We start from the raw sequence: 21728 nt of genomic DNA, 5'->3' as shown, positions 1-21728 counted from the left end.
CGGTGGGCGCGCCCAGTGGCGGCGGTGGGTTCACCACGGCGATGGTCTTCCCCGGCATGGGACCGGTGCCGTTCCGCGACATCGGCCGGTTCATGGTGGCCAACCCGTTCGCGCGGGAACTGGTCGCCGTGGCCGACGACGTGCTCGGCTACTCGCTGGTGGACTCGCTGCGCGAGGACCCCGGCGACTACACCGAGGCCGCGCAGGTGGCGTTCTTCGTGAACTGCCTCGCCTGCGCGCGGTGGGCAGAGGCGGACCTCGGCGTGACACCGGACGTGGTGACGGGACCCAGTTTCGGCGAGAAGGCGGTGCTCGCCTACACCGGCGTGCTCGAACTGCCTGACGCGGTGCGGCTCACCGCCGACATCGCCCGGTGCCTCGACGAGTACTTCGCCGAGGAGCACACCGATGTCGTCACGCTGTCCTTCGTCCGCGCCCCCATGGCGAAGATCGAGCCGATCTTCGCCGAGCTCACCGAACGCGGCGAGTGGCACGAGATCTCCTGCTACGTCGACGACGGGTTCTTCATGGTGTCGATCGCGGAGAGCGAGGTCGAGTGGCTGGCGGCACGGGTGCGCGGGATCGGCGGGATGCCGCTGTACACGATGCGGCCGCCGATGCACGCCTCACTCTTCCGCGGGCTGCGCGACAAGGCCGAGCGCGAGGTCGTCTCGCGCTACCGGTTCGCCGACCCCTCGCTGCCCGTCGTGGCCGACCAGGACGGCTCGCTGCTGCACACCGGTGAGCAGCTGCGCACGATGCTGCTCGACGGGTTCGACCACCCGATGAACTGGCCGAGCGTGACGGACGCGCTGCGCGACTCCGGCGTGCGGCGGCTGTGCGTCGCCGGGCCGGACAGCCTGTTCGGCCGCGTTCCGTGCGCGGCGGAGCGGTTCGACGTCGTCGCCGCCCAGCCGCGGCTCGCGATGACACCCCGGCGCCGCGTGCTCGCGGCCTGAGCCAGACAGATGGAGGAAACCATGTGGAACGATGACTTCGAGGACCTGGTCCGCGGCTTTCTGCCGTTCCTTCCCGACACCGAGGACCTGGCACCGGAGGCCGACCTCAAGGAGGCTCGGCCTCGACTCGCTGAACGCGGTGCACCTGCTCAGCGTTCTGGAGAACGCCTACCGCGTCCGCTTCGACGACAGCGCGCTGAGCATGGAGACCTTCCGCACGGCGGGCATGCTGTGGTCGACCGTGGAGCGCACACTCGACCACGCGGCGCGCTGAGCCATGACGGCGAACCTGGTCCAGATCACCGACAGCACCCTGGCGGGACGGTTCTCCCGCGGCCTCGCTCTGTCACCGGAGCGGCCGGCCGTGCGCGCGGACGGGGGCGTGACGACCTTCCGCGAGCTGCACGAGCGGGCACTGCTGCTCGCCGGCTCCGCACTCGCCGGCCTCGCCGAGGACACCCGGACGCTCGGGGTGCTGGTGGGCAAGGGAACCTCGGCCTACGCGACCCTGCTCGCGGGATTCTACAGTGGACTGACCGTGGTGCCGCTGCAGCCCGCGTTCCCCGCGGCGCGCACCCGGCAGATGATCGAGGCGGCCGGTGTGCAGGCACTTCTCGCCGACGACGACTCCCTGCCCGCGCTGCGCGCGCTGGCGGACGAGGGGGTCGAGCTGCCGACGTTGTTCGCGCCGGGCGGCCACCCGGCGCCGGGTCTGCGGATCGACCCCGGCAGCGCGTTGACGGCCCCGATGCCGACACGTCCGCACGACGTCGCGTACGTGCTGTTCACCTCGGGGTCCACGGGACGTCCCAAGGGCGTCCCGGTCACGCACGCCAACACGGCGCACTACTTCGCCTTGCAGGACAAGCGCTACGACTTCGGTCCCGAGGACGTCTTCTCGCAGACCTTCGACCTCAACTTCGACTGCGCGATGTTCGACCTGTTCTGCGCCTGGGGTGCGGGCGCGCCGGTGGTTCCGCTGCCGCCCCAAGCCTACGCGCGGCTCCCCGAGTTCCTGAGCGAGCACGGCATCACGGTGTGGTTCTCCACGCCGAGCGCGATCTCCCTGGTGCGCAAGACCGGCGGTCTCCAGGCGGGGTCCCTCAGCACCCTGCGGTGGAGCTTCTTCGCCGGTGAGGCGCTGCACGACGTCGACGCCGCCGACTGGGCGCAGGCCGCGTCCAGGTCCACCCTGGAGAACCTCTACGGGCCCACCGAGCTGACGATCACCGTCAGCGCCTACCGCTGGTGCGACGAGGAACGGCGGCACCACGTCGTGCCCATCGGCGAGCTCCACGAAGGTCACGACCTGGTGCTGCTGGACGACAACGGCAGGCCGAGCCGGACCGGGGAGGGCGAGCTGTGCGTCGCGGGCCCGCAGCTGACCGCGGGCTACCTCGACCCGGCCGACGACGTGAACCGCTTCCTGGTGCACGAGGGAAAGCGCTTCTACCGCACCGGCGACCGCGTGCGGCTCGCCACCGACGGCGCGGGGCTGCTGTACCTGGGCCGCAGGGACTCCCAGGTGCAGGTGCACGGCATCCGCGTCGAACTGGCCGAGGTGGACGCGGCGGTCCGGGACTGCGAAGGCGTCGACCAGGCCGTCACGGTGGCGCTGGAGATGGAGGGCACGGTCGAGCTGGCCGTGTTCCACACCGGGGAACCGCTCTCGCCCGCGCGGCTCGCGCGGCACCTGCGCGACCGGCTGCCCTCCGGCGTCGTGCCGCGGGCCTACTACCACATCGACGCGTTCCCGTTGAACAGCAATCGCAAGATCGACCGCTCGAAGCTCACCTCCGAGGCGAGCGGGGCCGCGGTCAGAGGCCGGCCCCGCCCTCGCGGCGGCCGGTGACCGGGAACCAGCACGAAAGGCCCGAGCCACAAGTGAACTCCACCCAGACCACCGGGGCCCGCACCGGCGCCCTGGTCCACGACCTGCTCGACGAAGCCCTCGCCGGCCACCCCGACTCCTTCGCGATCAGCGACTCCGCCGGCCGGTGGACCTACCGGGAACTGGCCGGCCACAGCCACGCCGTCGACGCCTGGCTGGCCCTCTCCGGCATCGGCCGCGGCGACCGCGTGCTGGTCCAGCTGCCGAGCAACCGCGAACTGGCGGCCCTGCTGTACGGCACGTCGCGCTGCGGCGCGGTGCTGGTGCCGATCAACACCGGGATGAAGGACTTCCACCTCCGCGCGGTGGTGCAGAACGCCGAACCGGCGCTCATCATCGTGCCCGACGAGGCGGTGGACCGCGTCGCCGCGTTCTCCGGCGGCGTGGCCGTGCGCGGCTTCTCCGGTGTGTGGGCCGAGATCGAGGACCTGTACCGGATGAAAGCGCGGGGCGCCGGCACCGACGTGCACCCCGACGACGTCGCCGTGCTCGTCTACACCTCGGGCTCGACCGCGGCGCCCAAGGCGGTGATCTGCCCGCACCGGCAGATGGTGTTCGTCACCGGGGCGATCAACGCCGAGCTCGGCTACCGGCCCGACGACGTGGTCTTCTGCCGGTTCCCCATCTCCTGGGACTACGGGCTCTACAAGGTGCTGCTCACCGCAGCCGGCCACAGCGAGCTGGTGCTCGCCGACGGCGAGTCGGACCTGCTGCTGCTGAGCCGGATCGTGGACACCGGCGCGACCGTCGTGCCGATCGTGCCCTCGCTGGCCACCATGATCAGCACGCTCGCGGAGCGCGGTGTCCCGGAGGGTGCGCGGGTGCGGATGTTCACCAACACCGGTGCCGCGCTGCCGAAGCCCACCGCCGACGCGTTGCGCGCGGCCTTCCCCGGCGCCGAGGTGATCATCCAGTTCGGACAGACCGAGTGCAAGCGGGTGTCCGTGCTGCCGCCGGAGCTCGCCGGCAGCAAGCCGGACTCGGTGGGCAGGCCACTGCCCGGCACCCGCGCCTTCGTCGTGGACGAGCACGGTGAGCCGTTGCCGCCGGGAGAGATCGGGGAGATCGTGGTCGAAGGACCGCACGTGATGCCGGGCTACTGGCGCGCCCCCGAGCAGACCGCGCGTTCCTTCCGCGTCGGGTCCGATGGCGGGCTTCGGTTGCACACCGGTGATTTCGGCCGTGTGGACGAGGACGGGTTCCTCTACTACGAGGGCCGCCGCGACGACATGTTCAAGCACAAGGGCGTGCGCATGAGCACGACCGAGCTGGAGGCCGCGGCCGCCGACGTGCCCGGTGTGCGCGCGGCAGCCGCGGTACCGCCCGAGGACGGTCGCGCGCTCGCCGTGTTCGTGGAAGGCGACATCGAACCGCACGCACTGCTGCGGGAGCTCGCGCGCCGGCTCGAACCCGCGAAGGTGCCCTCGGTGGCGAGGATCGTCGAAGAACTGCCGCTGACCCAGCACGGCAAGTACGACAGGGCCCGCCTCACCAAGCTCCTGGAAGGAGTCGCACCGTGACCGGCTACCGGGAGATCGCGGACCGCTTCGGCACGCCTGCCTTCGTCTACGACCTCGACCGCGTCGTGGCGGCCAGGGACGACCTGCTCGCGGCGTTGCCCGAGCAGGTGGTGCTGTACTACGCGGCGAAGGCCAACCCCCACCCCGAGCTGCTGCGCGAGCTGCGTTCCGGCGAACGCGGCGTCCGCGCGGAGATCAGCTCGACCGGCGAGCTGGACGCGGTGCTGCGCGCCGGTTTCCGCGGTGACGAGGTGCTCTACACCGGCCCCGGCAAGACGGCGGGCGAACTCGCCACGGCGATCGCGCACGGCGTGCGGCTGTTCTCGGTCGAGTCGATCGGGGACCTGCGCCGCGTCGGCGCGGTGGCGCTGGAGGCGGGCACGACCGCGGACTGCCTCCTGCGCGTCAACAACGCCACGGGGGCCGCGGCGACGAGCATCCGGATGACCGGTGTGCCGTCGCAGTTCGGGTTCGACAGCGAGACGCTGGCCGACCTCGCCCCGGCTCTGCGCGAGGTGCCCGGGACGACCATCGCCGGGCTGCACTTCTTCCCGTTGAGCAACACCCAGGACGAGGACAGCCTCATCGCGGAGTTCCAGCACACCATCACCAGCGCCGCACGGCTGCAGGACGTTCTCGGTGTCCGGTTCCGCTTGGTCGACATCGGCGGTGGTTTCGCCGCGCCGTACGCCGTGCAGGGCCACCGCCCTGTCTACGAGTACCTGGGCAAGGCCATGTCGGAGGCGCTCGACGAGCACTTCCCCGGCTGGCGGGACGGCGCGCCGCGGATCGCCTGCGAGTCGGGCCGGTACCTCGTCGCGGACAGCGGCACGCTGCTGACCTCGGTCGTCAACGTCAAGCACAGCAGGGGACAGCGCTACCTGGTCCTCGACGCGGGGATCAACACCTTCGGCGGCATGTCCGGGCTCGGGCGGATCATGCCGATCTCCGTCGAGCCGCACGAGGCCGTCGCCGAGGGCGCCGGCGCGCACCTCGCCGGTCCGCTGTGCACCCCCGGCGACCTGCTCGGCAGGGGGGTCCGGCTGCCCGACCTGGAGCCCGGTGAACTGCTGACCGTGCCCAACGCCGGGTCCTACGGCCCGACCGCGAGCCTGTTGATGTTCCTCGGCAGGCCCGCGCCCACCGAAGTCGTCGTCCGCGGTGCCGATGTCGTCTCCGCCTCCCGCATCGAGCACTCACGAGCATATGAACACGGAGAGGCACTCTGATGAACATTTCTTCGCCGCGGCGCGACAACCTCGATCTCCTTCCCGGCGACGCGGGCGACCAGCCCGTGCTCGTGGCGGGCGGTACGTCGGACTCGCACACCTGGAACCTCGTCTACCTGCAGCTGTTGATCGAGGAGCACGGCAGGCGGGTGGTCAACCTCGGCCCGTGCGTGCCGGAGGACCTGCTCGTCGAAGAGGCGGTGGCGGAGCAGCCCGCGCTCGTGGTCGTGAGCAGCGTCAACGGCCACGGCTTCCACGACGGCATCCGGATGGTCACCCGACTGCGCGCGCGGCAGGAGCTCGCCGACGTCCCCGCGGTGATCGGGGGCAAGCTCGGCATCACCGGCAGCTCGTCCGCGGAACAGGTCGCCGAGCTGAAGGCGGCGGGCTACGACGCGGTGTTCGCCGACGGCGTGGACAGCGGGGGCATCGACGAGTTCAGCCGCCTGCTGTTCGAACTGCCCCAGCGGCTGCGGGTATGACCCGCGCGAGAACCGGTTTCGGCGCCTTCGTCCGCGAGGCGCACGAGCGCGGCAGGCTCGTCGTGCAACCGCGCATGGGGATGAGCGATCCCGAGCGGATGCGCGCGGGCCTGCGGGCCACCAGGAAGGCCGACGCGACCACGGTCGGCACCCTGACCATCGACAGCTACACGCGCGTCGGTGATCTGGAGTCGGCCCGCCTGGCCCTGCTCGAAGGGGCCGCGCTCAACGGGTACCCGATCGTGAGCCACGAGCGCCGGACCACCGAGGCGGTGCTCGACGGCGTCTGCGGACCGGACTTCCCGGTCCAGGTGCGGCACGGTTCGGCGGCACCGGAGGACATCATCCGCGCTCTGCTCGAGGTCGGGCTGGACGCTTCGGAGGGCGGGCCGATCTCCTACTGCCTGCCCTACGGGCGGGTGTCGCTGCGGGAGTCCGTGGCGCACTGGACGGCGGCGTCCGAGCTGATGGCGGCCGCGCGCGGGCCGGGCGTGGAACCGCACCTCGAGACGTTCGGCGGGTGCATGCTCGGGCAGCTGTGCCCGCCGAGCCTGCTCGTCGCGATCAGCGTGCTGGAAGCGGTGTTCTTCCGGCGGCTGGGCATACGCAGCATCTCGGTCAGCTATGCGCAGCAGACGAACGAGGCCCAGGACGCCGAAGCCGTCGCCGCGTTGCGCGCGCTGTGCTCGGTGCTCCTGCCGGACGTCGACTGGCACGTCGTCATCTACGCCTACATGGGAGTGTTCCCGGAGACCGAGGACGGCGCGCGTGCGTTGCTCGGCGCGGCGGCAGGGCTGGCGTCGCGCACGGGGTCGGAGCGGATCATCGTCAAGACGGTCGCGGAGTCGCAACGCATCCCGTCGATCGAGGAGAACGTGGCCGCCCTGGAGCTGGCCTCCGACGTCGCCGCCCGCACGCCGTACGCGCCGGCCCCGCTGGAGGGCAACGCCGTCCACGCCGAAGCCCGCGCACTGGTGGAGGCCGTGCTGGCGTTGAACGACGACCTCGGCCAGGCGTTCCTGACGGCGTTCGCGACGGGCCTGCTCGACGTGCCGTACTGCCTGCACCCGGACAACGCGGGGGAGAGCAGGAGCTACATCGACACCGATGGCAGCCTGCGCTGGTCGCGGATCGGGCGGATGCCGTTGCGCGGTATCGCCGAGAGCCGCGCGGCGCGCGGACTCACGTCGTCGGAACTGCTGCGGTCGCTGTCCTTCGTGCGCCGCAGCTACGACGGCATGGCCGCCGCCGGTGTGTCTTAGGGGCTTTTAAGGGTGGGGTCCCTCCTCCTGCTCTCGTTACGTTCCAAGCAAGGACCAGAGATCGCGCCGGTCAGTCGGGAGATGCGCGGATGAACGGGCTCGTAGCCGAATCAGCACTGGCGACACGGCTGGCGCAGGCCGCGCCGGGCGGACGCCGCCGGGTGGTCACCGAGTTGGTGCGCGCCGCCGTGGCGGAGGCCATCGCGCAGGCGCGGCCGGACGCAGCGGCCGCCGGTGGCGCGCTCGACGCCGAGCAGTCCTTCGCGGCGCAGGGGCTCGACTCGCTGGCCGCCGTCCACCTGCACCACGTCCTCACCGAGCGCACCGGGATTCCCCTGCCGGTGAGCCTCGCCTACGACTGCCCGACGCTGCCGGAGCTGGTGGACCGGCTGCTGCGCGCGGCCGACGGAACCGACGACGCCGCGGACGTGCCCGCCGCCCCCGCCACCCCCGCCGCCGTCGACGACGAGCCGGTCGCGATCGTGGGCATCGGCTGCCGCTTCCCCGGCGGCATCGACGATCCGGCGGCGTTGTGGCAGCTGCTCGCCGAGGGCGGCACCGTGCTGTCCGACTTCCCCTCCGACCGCGGTTGGGACCTCGGCGCCCTGTTCGACGACGATCCCGAGACGCCGGGCAGCGCCTACGTGCGCAAGGGCGGGTTCCTCGGCACCGCGACCGACTTCGACGCCGAGTTCTTCGGCATCAGCCCGCGCGAGGCGCTGGGCATGGACCCGCAGCAGCGGCTCGTGCTCGAGACCACCTGGCACGCGCTCGAGAACGCCGGGATCGACCCCACCGCGTTGCGCGGCACGGCGACCGGTGTCTTCGTCGGTGCGGAGATGCTGGACTACGGCCCGCACCTGCACGAGGCACCCGACGGCATGGACGCGTACCTGTTGGCGGGCAACGCCTCCAGCGTCGTGTCCGGCCGGGTCGCGTACGTGCTCGGTGTGGAAGGTCCCGCCCTCACCGTGGACACGGCGTGCTCCGCGGGACTCGTCTCGCTGCACCTGGCGTGCCGCTCGTTGCGCGCGGGGGAAACGACGCTCGCGCTCGCCGGTGGTGTGGCCGTGCTCGGTGGACCGGGTGTCTTCACCGCGTTCAGCAGGCAGCGCGGCCTCGCACCGGACGGGGTCTGCAAACCCTTCGCCGCGGCCGCGGACGGCACCGGTTTCGCCGAAGGCGTGGGCGTCCTGGTCCTGGAGCGGCTGTCGGACGCGCGGAAGAACGGCCACCGGGTGCTCGCCGTGGTGCGCGGCTCCGCGGTGAACTCCGACGGCGCGTCCAACGGCCTCACCGCGCCCAACGGCACCGCGCAGCAGCGGGTCATCCGCAGTGCGCTCGCGTCAGCGGGACTCACGCCGGCGGACGTCGACGTCGTCGAGGCGCACGGCACCGGTACCCGGCTCGGCGACCCGATCGAGGCGACGGCGCTGCTGGCCACCTACGGACGCGACCGCGCGAGGCCCCTGCTGCTCGGGTCGGTGAAGTCCAACCTCGGGCACACCCAGGCCGCCGCCGGCGTTGCCGGGGTGATCAAGGCCGTGCTCGCGATGCAGCACGGCGAGGTTCCCGCGACGCTGCACGTCGACGAACCGACGCCGCACGTCGACTGGTCCTCCGGCCAGGTCGAGCTGACCGTCGAGTCCCGTCCGTGGCCGGAGACGGGCCGCCCGCGCCGCGCCGCCGTGTCGTCCTTCGGCGTCAGCGGCACCAACGCGCACGTCATCCTCGAACGCCCCGAGCAGGAACCGGACACCTCCGCGCCGAGCCCGGCCGGCGCCCGCCCGCTGGCGTTCCCGCTGTCCGCGCGCGGCGAGGACGCGCTCCGCGCGCGTGCCCGTGACCTGCTGCCCCTCGTCGACACCGTCGAACCGGTGGAGCTGGCACAGGCGCTCGGCACCACGCGTGCCGCGCTGCGCGACTCGGCGGTGCTCGTCGCGACCGGCCGGGACGAGCTGCGCGCTGCCCTGGAGGGACTCGCGAACGGTGCCACCGCGGTGCCGCAGCGGGTGCCGGGCGAGATCGCGTTCCTGTTCGCCGGGCAGGGCAGCCAGCGCGCGGGGATGGGCCGCGAGCTGGCGGCCACCTACCCCGTCTTCGCGGACTCGCTCGCCGCGACCTGTGCCCACTTCGACCTCCAGCTGCCGCGCCGGCTCGACGAGCTGATGTTCGCCGAGCCGGGCAGTGCCGACGCCGCCCTGCTGGACACGACGGAGTACGCGCAGCCCGCGCTGTTCGCCGTCGAGGTCGCGCTGTACCGGCTGTTCGAGAGCTGGGGCCTCACGCCGGACCACCTCGCGGGCCACTCCGTCGGCGAGATCGCGGCCGCGCACGTCGCGGGCGTGCTGACGCTGCAGGACGCGACGATCCTCGTCGCCGCGCGCGGCCGGCTCATGCAGCGGCTGCCCGCCGGGGGCGCGATGCTCGCCGTTCGCGCGTCCGAGGCCGAAGTGACCCCTCTGCTGACCGCGGCAACCGGGATCGCCGCCGTCAACGGCCCCGAGTCGGTGGTGGTGTCGGGCGAGCTCGGCGACGTCGAGCGGATCGCCGCCGAGCTGTCGTCACGTGATCGCGACACCCGGCGTCTGCGCGTGAGCCACGCCTTCCACTCGCCGCTCATGGAGCCGGTGCTCGACGAGTTCCGCCGCGTCGTGCGCGTGCTCGACTTCCGCGAGCCGCGCCTGCCGATCGTGTCGACCGTGACCGGGCAGCCGGTGTCGGTCGAGATGTGCGATCCGGAGTACTGGGTCGGCCACGTCCGCGCACAGGTGCGTTTCCACGACGCGCTGCGGCTGCTCGCCGACACGGGCGTGCGCACGTTCCTCGAGCTCGGACCGGGTGCCACGCTGTCGGCGATGGGACCGGAGTGCGTGGACGCCGGCGGAGTGGCCTTCATCGCGGCGCTGCGCCGGGACCGGCCCGAAGCGCACGAGGCCATGTCGGGGCTCGCGGCCGTGCACTCGCGCGGCGTCCCCGTCGACTGGCGGCGGCACTTCGCCGGGTTCGGTGGCGCTCCGGTCCAGTTGCCCCAGTACCCGTTCCAGCGGCGGCGCTTCTGGCTCGACCAGGGCACGTCCGCCGGCGCCGGCGCGCTCGGACAGCTGCCCGCCGATCACCCGCTGCTCGCCGCTGTCGCCGGCGTGGGCGCGGACGCCGCGGTGCTGACCGGACGGATCTCCACGCGCACCCAGCCGTGGCTCGCCGATCACGTCATCGGCGGCAGGGTGCTGTTCCCCGGCACGGCGTTCGTGGAGCTCGCTCTGCGCGCCGCCGACCACGTACCCGCCGGCCCGCCGCTGCAGCTGGAGGAACTGACCCTGAGCGCACCGCTCGTCCTCGGTGGCGACGAGGAGGTCTCCGTCCAGGTGGCGGTCGGCGTGGCGGACGAGGACGGTCGTCGTCAGGTCACCGTCCACAGCCGCGCCGACCAGGCGGGCCCGTGGACCGAGCACGCCGCGGGTGTCCTCGCCCCGGCCGACGCCGCCGATCCCGCGCCGTTCGGCGAGTGGCCGCCGCCGGGTGCCGACCCGGTCGACACGAACGACCTCTACGAGCGCCTGGCCGACGAGGGGTACGGCTACGGGCCGGCGTTCCGGGGTCTTCGCGCGGCGTGGCGGCAGGGCGGCACCGTGTACGCCGAGGTCGCGTTGCCGGAGGGGATCGCGGAGAGCGCGGGTGCGTTCGGCCTGCACCCCGCGTTGCTCGACGCGGCGTTGCACGCGGCGGACCTGGACGCGCCTCCGTCGGAGGTGAGCGTGCCGTTCGCCTGGACCGGCGTCACGCTGCACGCCACCGGCGCGACCGCCGTGCGCGTCGCGATCACGCGCGGCGAAGGAGGCGGCATCTCACTCCGGCTCGCCGACGTCACCGGTGCGCCGGTGGCCGACATCGGCGGACTGGTTTCCCGGCTCGTGCAGGACCAGGAGGTCCTGCACGCTGTGCGGTGGGTGCCACACCGTGCCCCGGCACCCACCGCAGTTCCACAGGGCACTGTCGTGCACCGCTTCGGCGGTGCCGCGAGCGCGGACGCGCGGGACGCCCGCGAGCACGCCGGCACGGCACTGCGCCTGGTGCGCACGTGGCTGGAAGACGACAGCACGACCGCACCGCTCGTCGTGGTGACGCCGCCCGCGAGCCCCGCGCACGCCGCGGTCCGCGGGCTCGTCCGCGCGGCGCAGGCCGAGAACCCCGGTCGTTTCGTGCTCGTCGAGCACGATGCCGAGCCTTCCGAGGCCGAACTGGCCCAGGCCCTCGCCAGCGGTGAGCCGGAGCTGTCGCTGACCGGCGGGCAGTTCCTCGTCCCGCGCCTGGTCTCCGCTCCGGTCTCGGTCCCGGCCACCGCAGCCGCCGCCGACGACTGGGGCACCGTGCTGGTGACCGGTGGCACCGGCGGGGTTGGGTCGCTCGTGGCGCGGCACCTGGTCGAGGCGCACGGCGTCCGCCGCCTGGTGCTGGCCGGCAGGCGCGGGGAGGTGCCCGGCTTCGTCGGGGACCTGGACGCCGAGGTGACCGTGGTGGCCTGCGACATCGGCGACCGCGACGCCGTCACGCGGTTGCTGGCGGAGCACCCCGCCGACTCGGTGGTGCACGCGGCGGGAGTCGTCCGCGATGGCCTGCTCGGCTCGCTCACCGACGAGATGGTCGATGAGGTCTTCCACGCCAAGGCCCACGGCGCCTGGCTGTTGCACGAGCTGACGCTCGACCGCCCGCTGAAGCGGTTCGTGCTGTTCTCCTCGCTCGCCGCGGTGCTCGACGCGCCGGGCCAGGCCAACTACGCCGCCGCCAACGCCTACCTGGACGCGCTCGCCGAGCACCGCGCGTCACTCGGCCTGCCCGCCACGGCGCTGTCCTGGAGCCTGTGGGCGACGGGCACCGGCATGGGTGCCGCACTCGACGCCGCCGCGCTGCGCCGCATCGCCGCCGCCGGGCTGCCGGGACTCCCGGCGGAACGGTCGCTGCGGCTGTTCGACCTCGCCGTCCGATCAGGACGGTCCACCGCGGTGCCGGTCGAGGTGGACGCGGCCGCCGTGCGACGCCGTCCCGACGGCGTGCCGCACCTGTTGCGCGAGCTCGTGCGTCCCGCCGTGCGCCGTGCTGCCGCGGGCGGTGCGCGGACCACCGAGGAAGGCCAGTTCGCCACCGTTCCGGTCGCCGAGCGCGAACGCGTGGTGCTGGACCTCGTGCGCACCGAGGTGGCCGACGTGCTGCGCCACGACGGAGCCTCCGCCATCGACCCGGCGCGCGCGTTCACCGAGCTCGGGTTCGACTCCCTCGCCGCCGTCGAGCTGCGCAACCGGCTCAACGCGGTGACCGGGCTGCGGCTGACCGCCACCCTCGTGTTCGACCACCCGACGCCGCGCGCGCTCGCCAAGCACGTCGAGGAGGGCCTGTTCGGCAGCGCCGAGCCCGTGGCTCCCGTCGTCGTGCGCGACCCCGGCACCACCACCGATCCGATCGTCATCGTCGGCACGGCCTGCCGCTATCCCGGCGGCGTCACCTCGCCCGAGGACCTGTGGCGGCTGGTCGCCGACGGCGTCGACGCGGTGGGCGGGTTCCCCGCCGACCGCGGCTGGGACGCCGACGCGCTCTACGACCCCGAGCCGGGCACGCCCGGCCGCACGTACACGCGGGAAGGCGCGTTCCTCCACGACGCCGCGCGGTTCGACGCCGGCTTCTTCGGCATCAGCCCCCGGGAGGCCACCGCGATGGACCCGCAGCAGCGGTTGCTGCTGGAGGTGTCCTGGGAGGCGCTGGAACGGGCGTCGATCGACCCCGCCACCGTGCGCGGCAGCCGGACCGGCGTCTACGCGGGCGTGATGTACCACGACTACGGTGCCTGGCTCCCCGAGCTGCCGGAGGACCTCGCGGCCTACGCGGGCAACGGCAACCTGGGCAGTGTCGTCTCCGGCCGCGTCGCGTACGCGCTCGGTCTCGAGGGTCCCGCGGTCACCGTCGACACGGCGTGCTCCTCGTCCCTGGTCACGTTGCACCTCGCCGCTCAGGCGCTGCGGCAGGGCGAATGCGACCTCGCCCTCGCCGGCGGCGTCACGGTGATGTCCACACCGGACACGTTCATCGACTTCTCCCGCCAGCGCGGGCTCGCCGCCGACGGCCGCTGCAAGTCGTTCGCCGACGGCGCGGACGGCACGGGCTGGGGCGAGGGCGTCGGGGTGCTCGTCGTCGAACGGCTCTCCGACGCGCGGCGCAACGGGCACCGGGTGCTGGCCGTGGTGAGCGGTTCCGCGATCAACCAGGACGGCGCGTCGAACGGGCTGACGGCGCCGAACGGCCCGTCGCAGCAACGGGTCATCCGCGCGGCCCTCGCCGCGGCCGGCCTGGCACCGTCCGATGTGGACGCCGTGGAGGCGCACGGCACCGGCACGACCCTCGGTGACCCGATCGAGGCGCAGGCGCTGCTGGCGACCTACGGTCAGGACCGCGGTGAACCGCTGTGGCTCGGTTCGATCAAGTCGAACATCGGGCACACGCAGGCCGCGGCGGGTGTCGCGGGTGTCATCAAGATGGTCGAGGCCCTGCGGCACGGCGTCCTCCCGAAGACGTTGCACGTCGACGCGCCGTCCTCGAAGGTCGACTGGGAGGCGGGCTCCGTCGAGCTGCTCACCGAGGCCCGTCCGTGGGAACCCGGAGCCCGGCCGCGCCGTGCCGCCGTGTCGTCCTTCGGCATCAGCGGCACGAACGCCCACGTCATCATCGAAGAGCCCGGCGCGCAGGAGGCGGTGGCCGGGGGAGAAGCGCCCCCGGTCGTCGCCCTGCCGGTCTCGGCGCGGACGACCGCGGCGCTGCGCGACCAGGCACGCAACCTGGTCACCGCGGCGTCCACCACCGCCCCCGCCGACCTCGGCTTCGCCCTCGCCACCACGCGCGCGGCGCACGACGAGCGCGCCGTCGTCCTCGCCGGCGCGGACTCCTCCGACGACGTCACGGCGGGCCTCGACGCGCTCGCCCTGGCCGCCGACGCGCCGGGGCTCGTCGTGACCGGTTCGGTCACCGACGGCACGCTGGCGTTCCTGTTCTCCGGTCAGGGTGCCCAGCGACCGGGCATGGGACGCGACTGGTACCGCACCCACCCCGTCTTCGCGGAGCACTTCGACCGCATCGCCGCGCAGTTCGCCGGTCACCTCGGTCACCCGCTCGCCGACGTGCTGTTCGGCGACGGCGAGGCGGCCGCGCTGCTCGACCAGACCGCCTACACGCAGGCCGCGCTGTTCACCACGCAGGTGGCCCTCTACCGGGTGCTCGAGTCGGCGGGGCTGCGTCCGGCGTGGCTCGCGGGGCACTCCATCGGCGAGTTCGCCGCCGCGCACGTGGCGGGTGTCTGGTCGCTGTCCGACGCGGTGACCGCGGTCGCCGCGCGGGGCGAGCTGATGCAGGCCCTGCCCGCCGGCGGGGCCATGATCGCCGTGCAGGCCACCGAGGAGGAGGTCACCCCGCTCCTCGGCGAGCGGTGCGGCATCGCCGCGGTCAACGGGCCCCGCGCGGTCGTGGTGTCCGGTGACGAGGACGCCGTGGAGGCGGTCGCCGCGCGGTTCGCCACGACCCGGCGGCTGCGGGTCTCGCACGCCTTCCACTCGCCGCGCATGGAACCGATGCTGGCCGGCTTCCGCGAGGTCATGGCCGGGCTCACCGCGCACGAGCCCGCGGTGCCGATCATGTCCACGCTCACCGGCGAGCCCGCGACCGCCGCCCAGCTCGGCTCGGCCGGCTACTGGGTGGACCACGTGCGCGGGACCGTGCGCTTCGCCGACGCCGTGCGCGCGCTCGCCGACCGCGGCGTCGACACGTTCCTGGAGCTCGGCGCCGCCCCCGTGCTGACCGCGATGGGACCCGACTGCCTCGTCGAAGCCCAGGGCGATGCCGAACCGGCCTTCGCGTGCACCGCGCGCAAGGACACCGGGGAGGTGCGCGCGCTGCTGACCTCGCTCGCCGAGGTGCACGTGCGGGGCTTCGACGTCGACTGGCGTCAGCTCTACGGCGACTTCACCGGCGCGCACGTGGACCTGCCGACCTACCCGTTCCAGCACCGGCACCACTGGCTGCCGCTGGCCGCGACCGGCGGCGACGTCACCGCGCACGGACTGTCCTCAGTGGACCATCCGCTGGTCAGCGCGGCCGTGGACCTGCCGGGTGCCGGCGGCCTGCTGCTCACCGGACGCGTCTCGCTCGCCACGCACCCGCTGCTCGCCGAGCACGCCGTCCTCGGCACCGTGCTGGTACCCGGTGCCGCGCTGGTCGGCCTCGCCCTGCACGCCGGCCGCCTCACCGGCCGCCCCGCGCTCACCGAGCTGACCCTGCAGTCGCCGCTCGTCGTGCCGGGGGAGTCGGCCGTGCGGCTGCACGTCTCGGCCGCCGCCGACGGCACCGTCGAGATCCACTCGCGGCCCGACGACGCGACCGGCGAGTGGACCTGCCACGCCACGGGCGTTCTCGACGTGGTCGGGGACGCGTCCGGTCAGGCGCCGGTCGCCGAGTGGCCCGCGCCGGGCGCGACCGGGCTCGACGTCAGCGGCCTGTACGAGCGGATGCACGCCGAGGGCTACGACTACGGGCCCGTCTTCCGCGCCGTGCGCGCCGCGTGGCGGGCCGGCGAGGACACCGTGCTCGCGGAGCTGGAACTGCCCGCGGAGGCCAGGCACGACGCCGCCCGCTACGGCCTGCACCCGGCGTTGCTCGACGCGGCGCTGCACGTCACCGGTCTGCTCGACCCGCGAGCCGAGTCCGCCGGTGCCGGCGCGGGCGTGGTCGAGCTGCCGTTCGCGTGGACCGGGGTCACCCAGCACGGCTCCGGCGCGCTCGCCGCCAGGGTGCGCGTGACCCGCGCAGGCACCGGCGGCCTGCGGATCGAACTCTCCACAGAGGACGGAGCACCGCTGGCGACCGTGGCGTCGTACGTGACGCGGCCCGTCGCCGCAGACCGGCTGGGTGCCCCGGCCCGGGAGCTGTACGTCGTGGCCGGCGAGCCGGTGCCGAAGCCCGTCGTGCGGGCACACCGGAACTGGGCGGTGCTCGGTGACGACGACCTCGGACTCGGCGTCCCGGTCGCACCGGAGCCCGCCGCGCTGGGCACCGCCGACGCGGTCCTGTACGCCGCACCGGTGCCGGACGGCACCGCTGTGCCGGACGCCGTGCGGTCAGCCCTCGCCGGGACCCTGCGGGTCGTGCAGGCGTGGCTCGCCGACGAACGGCAGGCGGTGCTCGTCGTGCTGACCCGCGACGATCTCGCCGGCGCGGCGGTGCGCGGTCTCGTCCGTGCCGCGTACGCGGAGGAACCCGGACGCGTGGTGCTCGTGGACCTCGGAGACGCCCGGCCGGACCTCGCGTCCCTCGGCGCGGCACTCGACACCGGTGAGCCGGAGGTGCGCCTCAAGGACGGCGACGTGCACGCACCGCGTCTCGTCCGCGCACCGGACGCGGCGGACCGCACGGCGCAGCGCCCGTGGGGCACCGTGCTCATCACCGGAGGGACGGGCGGGCTCGGCGCGCTCGTCGCGAAGCACCTCGCACGGCGCAACGACGTCGAAAGGCTCGTTCTCACGAGCAGGCGCGGGCCGGACGCGCCGGGTGCCGCCGACCTGCTCGGCGAGCTGAGCGCGCTGGGCGCCAAGGCCGAGGTCGTCGCCTGCGACGTCGCCGACCGCGCGGCCGTCGCCGCGTTGCTCGCGCTCACACCGGTCGACAGCGTCGTGCACACGGCCGGTGTGCTGGACGACGGCGTCATCACGGCGCTGACACCGTCGCGTGTGGACACCGTGCTGCGCCCGAAGGCCGAGGCCGCCTGGCACCTGCACGAGCTGACCCTCGGCCGCGAGCTGGCGCACTTCGTGCTGTTCTCGTCGGCCGCGGGCACCATCGACGCCTCCGGCCAGGGCAACTACGCGGCGGCCAACGCGTTCCTCGACGCGCTCGCCGCGCACCGGGCGGACCTCGGGCTCGCCGCGACGTCGATGGCGTGGGGCCTGTGGGCGGGCGGCGGCATGGGCGCGTCGCTGGACGAGGGCGAGCTTCGCCCGGATCGAGCGTTCCGGCGTCGGCGTGCTCGAACCGGACGACGCGCTCGCCCTCTTCGACGCCGCCGTGACGACCGGCCTGCCCGCCGTGCTGCCGGTCCGGCTCGACCTCCGGGCGCTGCGGCGGCGAGGCGAGGAGGTGCCCGCGCCGCTGCGGACGCTCGCCGGCGTCGCCGTGGCACCCGCCCAGCACGCCCGCACCCTCGGCGACCGGCTCGCCGGGCTGCCGAAGGCCGACCACGAGCACGTCGTGCTCACCGCCGTCCGCACCGAGGTGGCCGGGGTGCTCGGCCACGCAGGGCCCGCCGACGTGGAACCACGGCGCGCTTTCACCGAGCTGGGGTTCGACTCGCTCGCCGCGGTGGAGCTGCGCAACCGGCTCAACGCCGTCAGCGGGCTGCGGCTGCCGTCCACGATGATCTTCGACTACGCGACGCCCGCCGCACTCGCCGGCTACCTCCTCGGCCGCCTGGCCCCGGAACCGCCGGCCGAACCGCAGGTGCCGCGGACAGCGGACGGCGAACCCGGCACCGACATCAAGTCCATGGACGTGGCCGACCTCGTGCGCGCCGCGTTGAACCGCAGCGGCACCTGAGCCGCCCGCCCGGCCACCCGGGGAAGCAGGGCCAAGCCGAGCGAGCAGGGGAGCGACACCGAGCATGGAAACATCCGTCGAACAGATCGTCGAAGCGCTGCGTCAGTCGTTGATCGAGAACGAGCGGCTGCGCGCGCAGAACGCCCAAGCGGCCAGGGAACCGGTCGCGATCGTCGGGATGAGCTGCCGGTATCCCGGTGGCGCCGACACCCCGGAGAAGCTCTGGGAGCTGGTCGCCGGAGGCACCGACGCGATCGGGGACTTCCCGGCCGACCGCGACTGGGACGTCGACAACATCTACGACCCCGATCCCGACGCACCGGGCAGGACCCACGTGCGCGAAGGCGGGTTCCTGCACGAGGCCGCGTGGTTCGACCCCGCCTTCTTCGGCATCAGCCCGCGGGAGGCGCTCGCCATGGACCCGCAGCAGCGGTTGCTGCTGGAGGTCTGCTGGGAGGCCCTGGAACGCGCGGGCATCGACCCCCACAGCCTGCGCGGCACCCGGACCGGCATCTACGCGGGCGTGATGTACCACGACTACGGGACCTGGCTCACCGAGGTGCCCGAGGAGGTCGAGGGCTACCTCGGCAACGGCAACCTGGGCAGCGTCGCGTCCGGGCGGGTGTCGTACACGCTCGGGCTGGAAGGCCCCGCCGTCACGGTGGACACGGCGTGCTCGTCCTCGCTGGTCGCGCTGCACCTCGCGGTGCAGGCGCTCCGGTCAGGCGAGTGCTCGCTGGCGCTCGCGGGCGGCGTGACGGTGATGTCCACCCCGGACACGTTCATCGACTTCTCGAAGCAGCGCGGTCTCGCGCAGGACGGGCGCTGCAAGTCGTTCGCCGAGGGCGCGGACGGCACGGGCTGGGGCGAGGGCACCGGGATGGTGTTGCTCGAACGCCTCTCCGACGCGCGGCGCAACGGGCACCGCGTGCTGGCCGTGGTGAGCGGTTCCGCGATCAACCAGGACGGCGCGTCGAACGGGCTGACGGCGCCGAACGGCCCGTCGCAGCAACGCGTGATCCGGGCGGCGCTGGCCGACGCGGAACTCGAACCGTCCGATGTGGACGTCGTGGAGGCGCACGGCACCGGCACGCCGCTCGGCGACCCGATCGAGGCGCAGGCGCTGCTCGCGACCTACGGCCAGGACCGCGGTGAACCGCTGTGGCTCGGTTCGATCAAGTCGAACATCGGGCACACGCAGGCCGCGGCGGGCGTCGCCGGGATCATCAAGATGGTCGAGGCCATGCGGCACGGCAGGCTGCCCCGGACCCTCCACGCCGGCGAGCCCACCTCGAAGGTCGACTGGGAGGAGGGCGCGGTCGAGCTGCTCCGCGAGGCGCGCGACTGGCCGGCGCGCGACGGACGGCGCAGGGCCGCCGTGTCCTCGTTCGGCATCAGCGGCACCAACGCCCACGTCATCCTCGAGTCACCGCCGGCGGAAGAGCCCGTCGCGGAACCGGCCGAGCCGTGGTCGGGCCCGGTGCCCCTGGTGCTGTCGGGAGCGAGCGGACGCGGCCTCGCGGCGCAGGCCCGCCGGATGCTCGACCACCTCGCCGCGACCCCGGACTCCCCGGCCGACATCGCGTACGGCCTCGTGGCGTCGCGTGCTGTGCTCGACGAACGCGCTGTCGTCGTCGGGAACGACCTCGCCGCGCTGACGGCGGGGCTCACCGCGCTGGCCGCGGGCGACACCGCCACCGGTGTCGTGCGCGGTGCCCGCGCCCCCGAGTCGCGGGTCGCGTTCGTCTTCCCGGGCCAGGGCTCGCAGTGGGCCGGCATGGCCGCCGACCTCCTCGACTCCTCACCGGCGTTCTCCGCCGCGCTGGCGGAGTGCGCGGCGGTGCTCGACCCCATCACGGGATGGGACCTGCTCGACACCGTCCGCGCCCGGCGTGAGCTGGGCCGCGTCGACGTCGTGCAGCCGGTGCTGTGGGCGGTCATGGTGTCGCTGGCGGCACTCTGGCGTGCGCACGGGGTCGAGCCCGCGGCGGTCATCGGCCACTCGCAGGGCGAGATCGCCGCCGCGTGCGTGGCGGGCGCGCTCAGCCTCGCCGACGGTGCGAAGGTGGTGACCCTGCGCGCGAAGGCCATCGCCGACGAGCTTCTCCGGCCGCGGCGGGATGCTGTCGGTCGCGCTCCCGGCCGAGCAGGTGCGCGAACGACTCGCGGCCCACGGCGGCCTCCTCGAGATCGCCGTGGTGAACGGCCCGCTGTCGGTGGTGGTCTCCGGCGACCCCGAGGCGCTCGGCGAACTGCGCGCGGCGGTGATCGCGGACGGGCACCGGGCCAAGCTCGTGCCGGTCGACTACGCGTCGCACTGCGCGCACGTCGAGGCGATCCACGAGCGGCTGCTCACCGACCTCGCCGGCATCCGGCCGCGCACGGCGGACGTGCCGTTCTACTCGACCGTGACCGGCGGCCGGATCGACACGGTGGTCCTCGACGCCCAGTACTGGTACGAGAACCTGCGGCAGACCGTCCTCTTCGAACAGACGACCCGCGAGCTGTTCGACGCCGGGTACGGTGCCTTCATCGAGTGCAGCCCGCATCCGGTGCTGCTGCACAGCATCGCGGAGACGGCCGACGCCGCCGGAGTCGACGTCACCGGGGTCGGGTCGCTGCGCCGGCACGACGGCGGTCCCGAACGGCTGTTCACCTCGCTGGCCGAGGCGTTCGTCGCCGGGGTCCCCGTGGACTGGCGCGCGGTGTTGAGCGCTTCCGGCGCGCGCGTGACCGATCTGCCGACGTACGCGTTCCAGCGGGAACGCTACTGGCTGGGCCGGTCCGGGGCGACGGGCGACGTCACGGCGGCCGGCCTCGACACCGTCGCGCACCCGCTCGTCGGCGCCGCGGTCCCCGTGGCCCAGGACGAGGACGGTGCGGGAGCGGTGGTCTTCACCGCCCGTCTCTCGACGTCGGCGCTGCCGTGGCTCGCCGATCACGCCGTGGCCGGCACGGTGCTGCTCCCCGGCACGGCGCTGGTCGAGCTCGCGCTGTCGCTGGGCCACGACCTCGGGCACGGTCACCTCGCGGAGCTCACCCTCCACGCGCCGGTCGTGCTGGCCGGGCGGGGGAGCGTCCAGCTGCAGGTGCGCGTCGACGCGCCGGACGAGACCGGGCACCGCGCGCTGACCGTCCACTCGCGACCGCACGGCGATCCCGGCGAACCCTGGTCGCGCAACGCCTCCGGCCTGCTCGCTCCCCAGCCCGCGGCCGCGGCCTTCGACCTGGCGGTGTGGCCGCCGAGCGGCGCGGAACCGCTGGTCGTCGACGACGCCTACGACAGGCTCGCCGCGCTCGGCTACGACTACGGTCCCTCCTTCCAGGGGCTGCGCGCGGCCTGGCGGCGGGGTGACGAGCTGTTCGCCGAGGTGGAGCTGCCCGTCGAGGCGGCGGGCTTCGGCCTGCACCCGGCGCTGTTCGACGCCGCCCTGCACGTGGACGGCCTGGCCGCCGACGGTGCCGGCGAGACGAGCCTGCCGTTCGCCTGGACCGGTGTCTCCCTGCACGCCACCGGCGCGACCGCCCTGCGAGTGGCGATCCGGCGCGGTGAGACCCTGTCGCTGCGCATGGCCGACCCCACCGGCGCGCCGGTGGCGGAGGTGGAAGCGCTGGTGGCACGCCCGGTCGACCGGGGTGCCGTCGCCACCCGCACCGACGACCTCTACCGCCTGAGCTGGCCGGTGCTGCCGGTGCCCAGGACCGAACCCGGCTCGTTCGTCGTGTGGGACGGTGACTCCGCACTGCCCGATGGCGCACACG

At 73.8% G+C, this 21728-nt stretch carries 8 protein-coding genes and 4 pseudogenes; all 12 read left to right on the top strand.

The features are described from left to right. Positions 1-2 precede the first annotated feature (2 nt). Positions 3-959, top strand: a complete 957-nt coding sequence (locus ACVDFE_RS35545) for an ACP S-malonyltransferase (RefSeq protein WP_360398855.1) — start codon at positions 3-5, stop codon at positions 957-959. Positions 960-990: 31 nt separating this feature from the next. Then, complete coding sequence (locus ACVDFE_RS35540) at positions 991-1233, top strand: phosphopantetheine-binding protein (RefSeq protein WP_458433536.1); 243 nt, start codon at positions 991-993, stop codon at positions 1231-1233. 3 nt (positions 1234-1236) lie between these two features. Beyond that, positions 1237-2811: an AMP-binding protein gene (locus tag ACVDFE_RS35535; protein ID WP_458433535.1), complete on the top strand. Its 1575-nt coding sequence runs from the start codon at positions 1237-1239 to the stop codon at positions 2809-2811. 32 nt (positions 2812-2843) lie between these two features. Continuing rightward, on the top strand, positions 2844-4370 hold the full coding sequence (locus tag ACVDFE_RS35530) for an AMP-binding protein (protein WP_458433534.1): 1527 nt from the start codon (positions 2844-2846) through the stop codon (positions 4368-4370). Beyond that, positions 4367-5599, top strand: a complete 1233-nt coding sequence (locus tag ACVDFE_RS35525) for a type III PLP-dependent enzyme domain-containing protein (protein WP_360398843.1) — start codon at positions 4367-4369, stop codon at positions 5597-5599. The genes ACVDFE_RS35530 and ACVDFE_RS35525 overlap by 4 nt, the downstream gene beginning before the upstream one ends. Further along, positions 5599-6081, top strand: a complete 483-nt coding sequence (locus ACVDFE_RS35520) for a cobalamin B12-binding domain-containing protein (protein WP_458433533.1) — start codon at positions 5599-5601, stop codon at positions 6079-6081. Before ACVDFE_RS35525 ends, ACVDFE_RS35520 begins: the two co-directional genes overlap by 1 nt. Further along, on the top strand, positions 6078-7343 hold the full coding sequence (locus ACVDFE_RS35515; protein ID WP_458433532.1) for a methylaspartate mutase: 1266 nt from the start codon (positions 6078-6080) through the stop codon (positions 7341-7343). The genes ACVDFE_RS35520 and ACVDFE_RS35515 overlap by 4 nt, the downstream gene beginning before the upstream one ends. 89 nt (positions 7344-7432) lie before the next feature. Next, positions 7433-12199: pseudogene (locus ACVDFE_RS35510) on the top strand (SDR family NAD(P)-dependent oxidoreductase); the annotation flags it as partial. 24 nt (positions 12200-12223) lie between these two features. Beyond that, positions 12224-17269 (top strand): annotated as a pseudogene (locus ACVDFE_RS35505) (SDR family NAD(P)-dependent oxidoreductase); the annotation flags it as partial. Positions 17270-17396: 127 nt separating this feature from the next. Next, positions 17397-17966: an acyl carrier protein gene (locus ACVDFE_RS35500; protein ID WP_458434452.1), complete on the top strand. Its 570-nt coding sequence runs from the start codon at positions 17397-17399 to the stop codon at positions 17964-17966. Between the two features lie 64 nt (positions 17967-18030). Next, positions 18031-18081: pseudogene (locus tag ACVDFE_RS35495) on the top strand (hypothetical protein); the annotation flags it as partial. Between the two features lie 63 nt (positions 18082-18144). Beyond that, positions 18145-21699, top strand: a pseudogene (locus ACVDFE_RS35490) (acyltransferase domain-containing protein); the annotation flags it as partial. Positions 21700-21728 lie beyond the last annotated feature (29 nt).

It is taken from the genome of Lentzea chajnantorensis (assembly GCF_054300775.1).
This window is presented reverse-complemented; position numbering and strand designations above follow the sequence as displayed.

What these genes read in the sequence shown, in the direction of transcription:
- ACVDFE_RS35540 (WP_458433536.1), top strand. Translation starts at nt 991, where the DNA reads ATGACTTCGAGGACCTGGTCCGCGGCTTTCTGCCGTTCCTTCCCGACA.
- ACVDFE_RS35535 (WP_458433535.1), top strand. Translation starts at nt 1,237, where the DNA reads ATGACGGCGAACCTGGTCCAGATCACCGACAGCACCCTGGCGGGACGG.
- ACVDFE_RS35520 (WP_458433533.1), top strand. Translation starts at nt 5,599, where the DNA reads ATGAACATTTCTTCGCCGCGGCGCGACAACCTCGATCTCCTTCCCGGC.
- ACVDFE_RS35515 (WP_458433532.1), top strand. Translation starts at nt 6,078, where the DNA reads ATGACCCGCGCGAGAACCGGTTTCGGCGCCTTCGTCCGCGAGGCGCAC.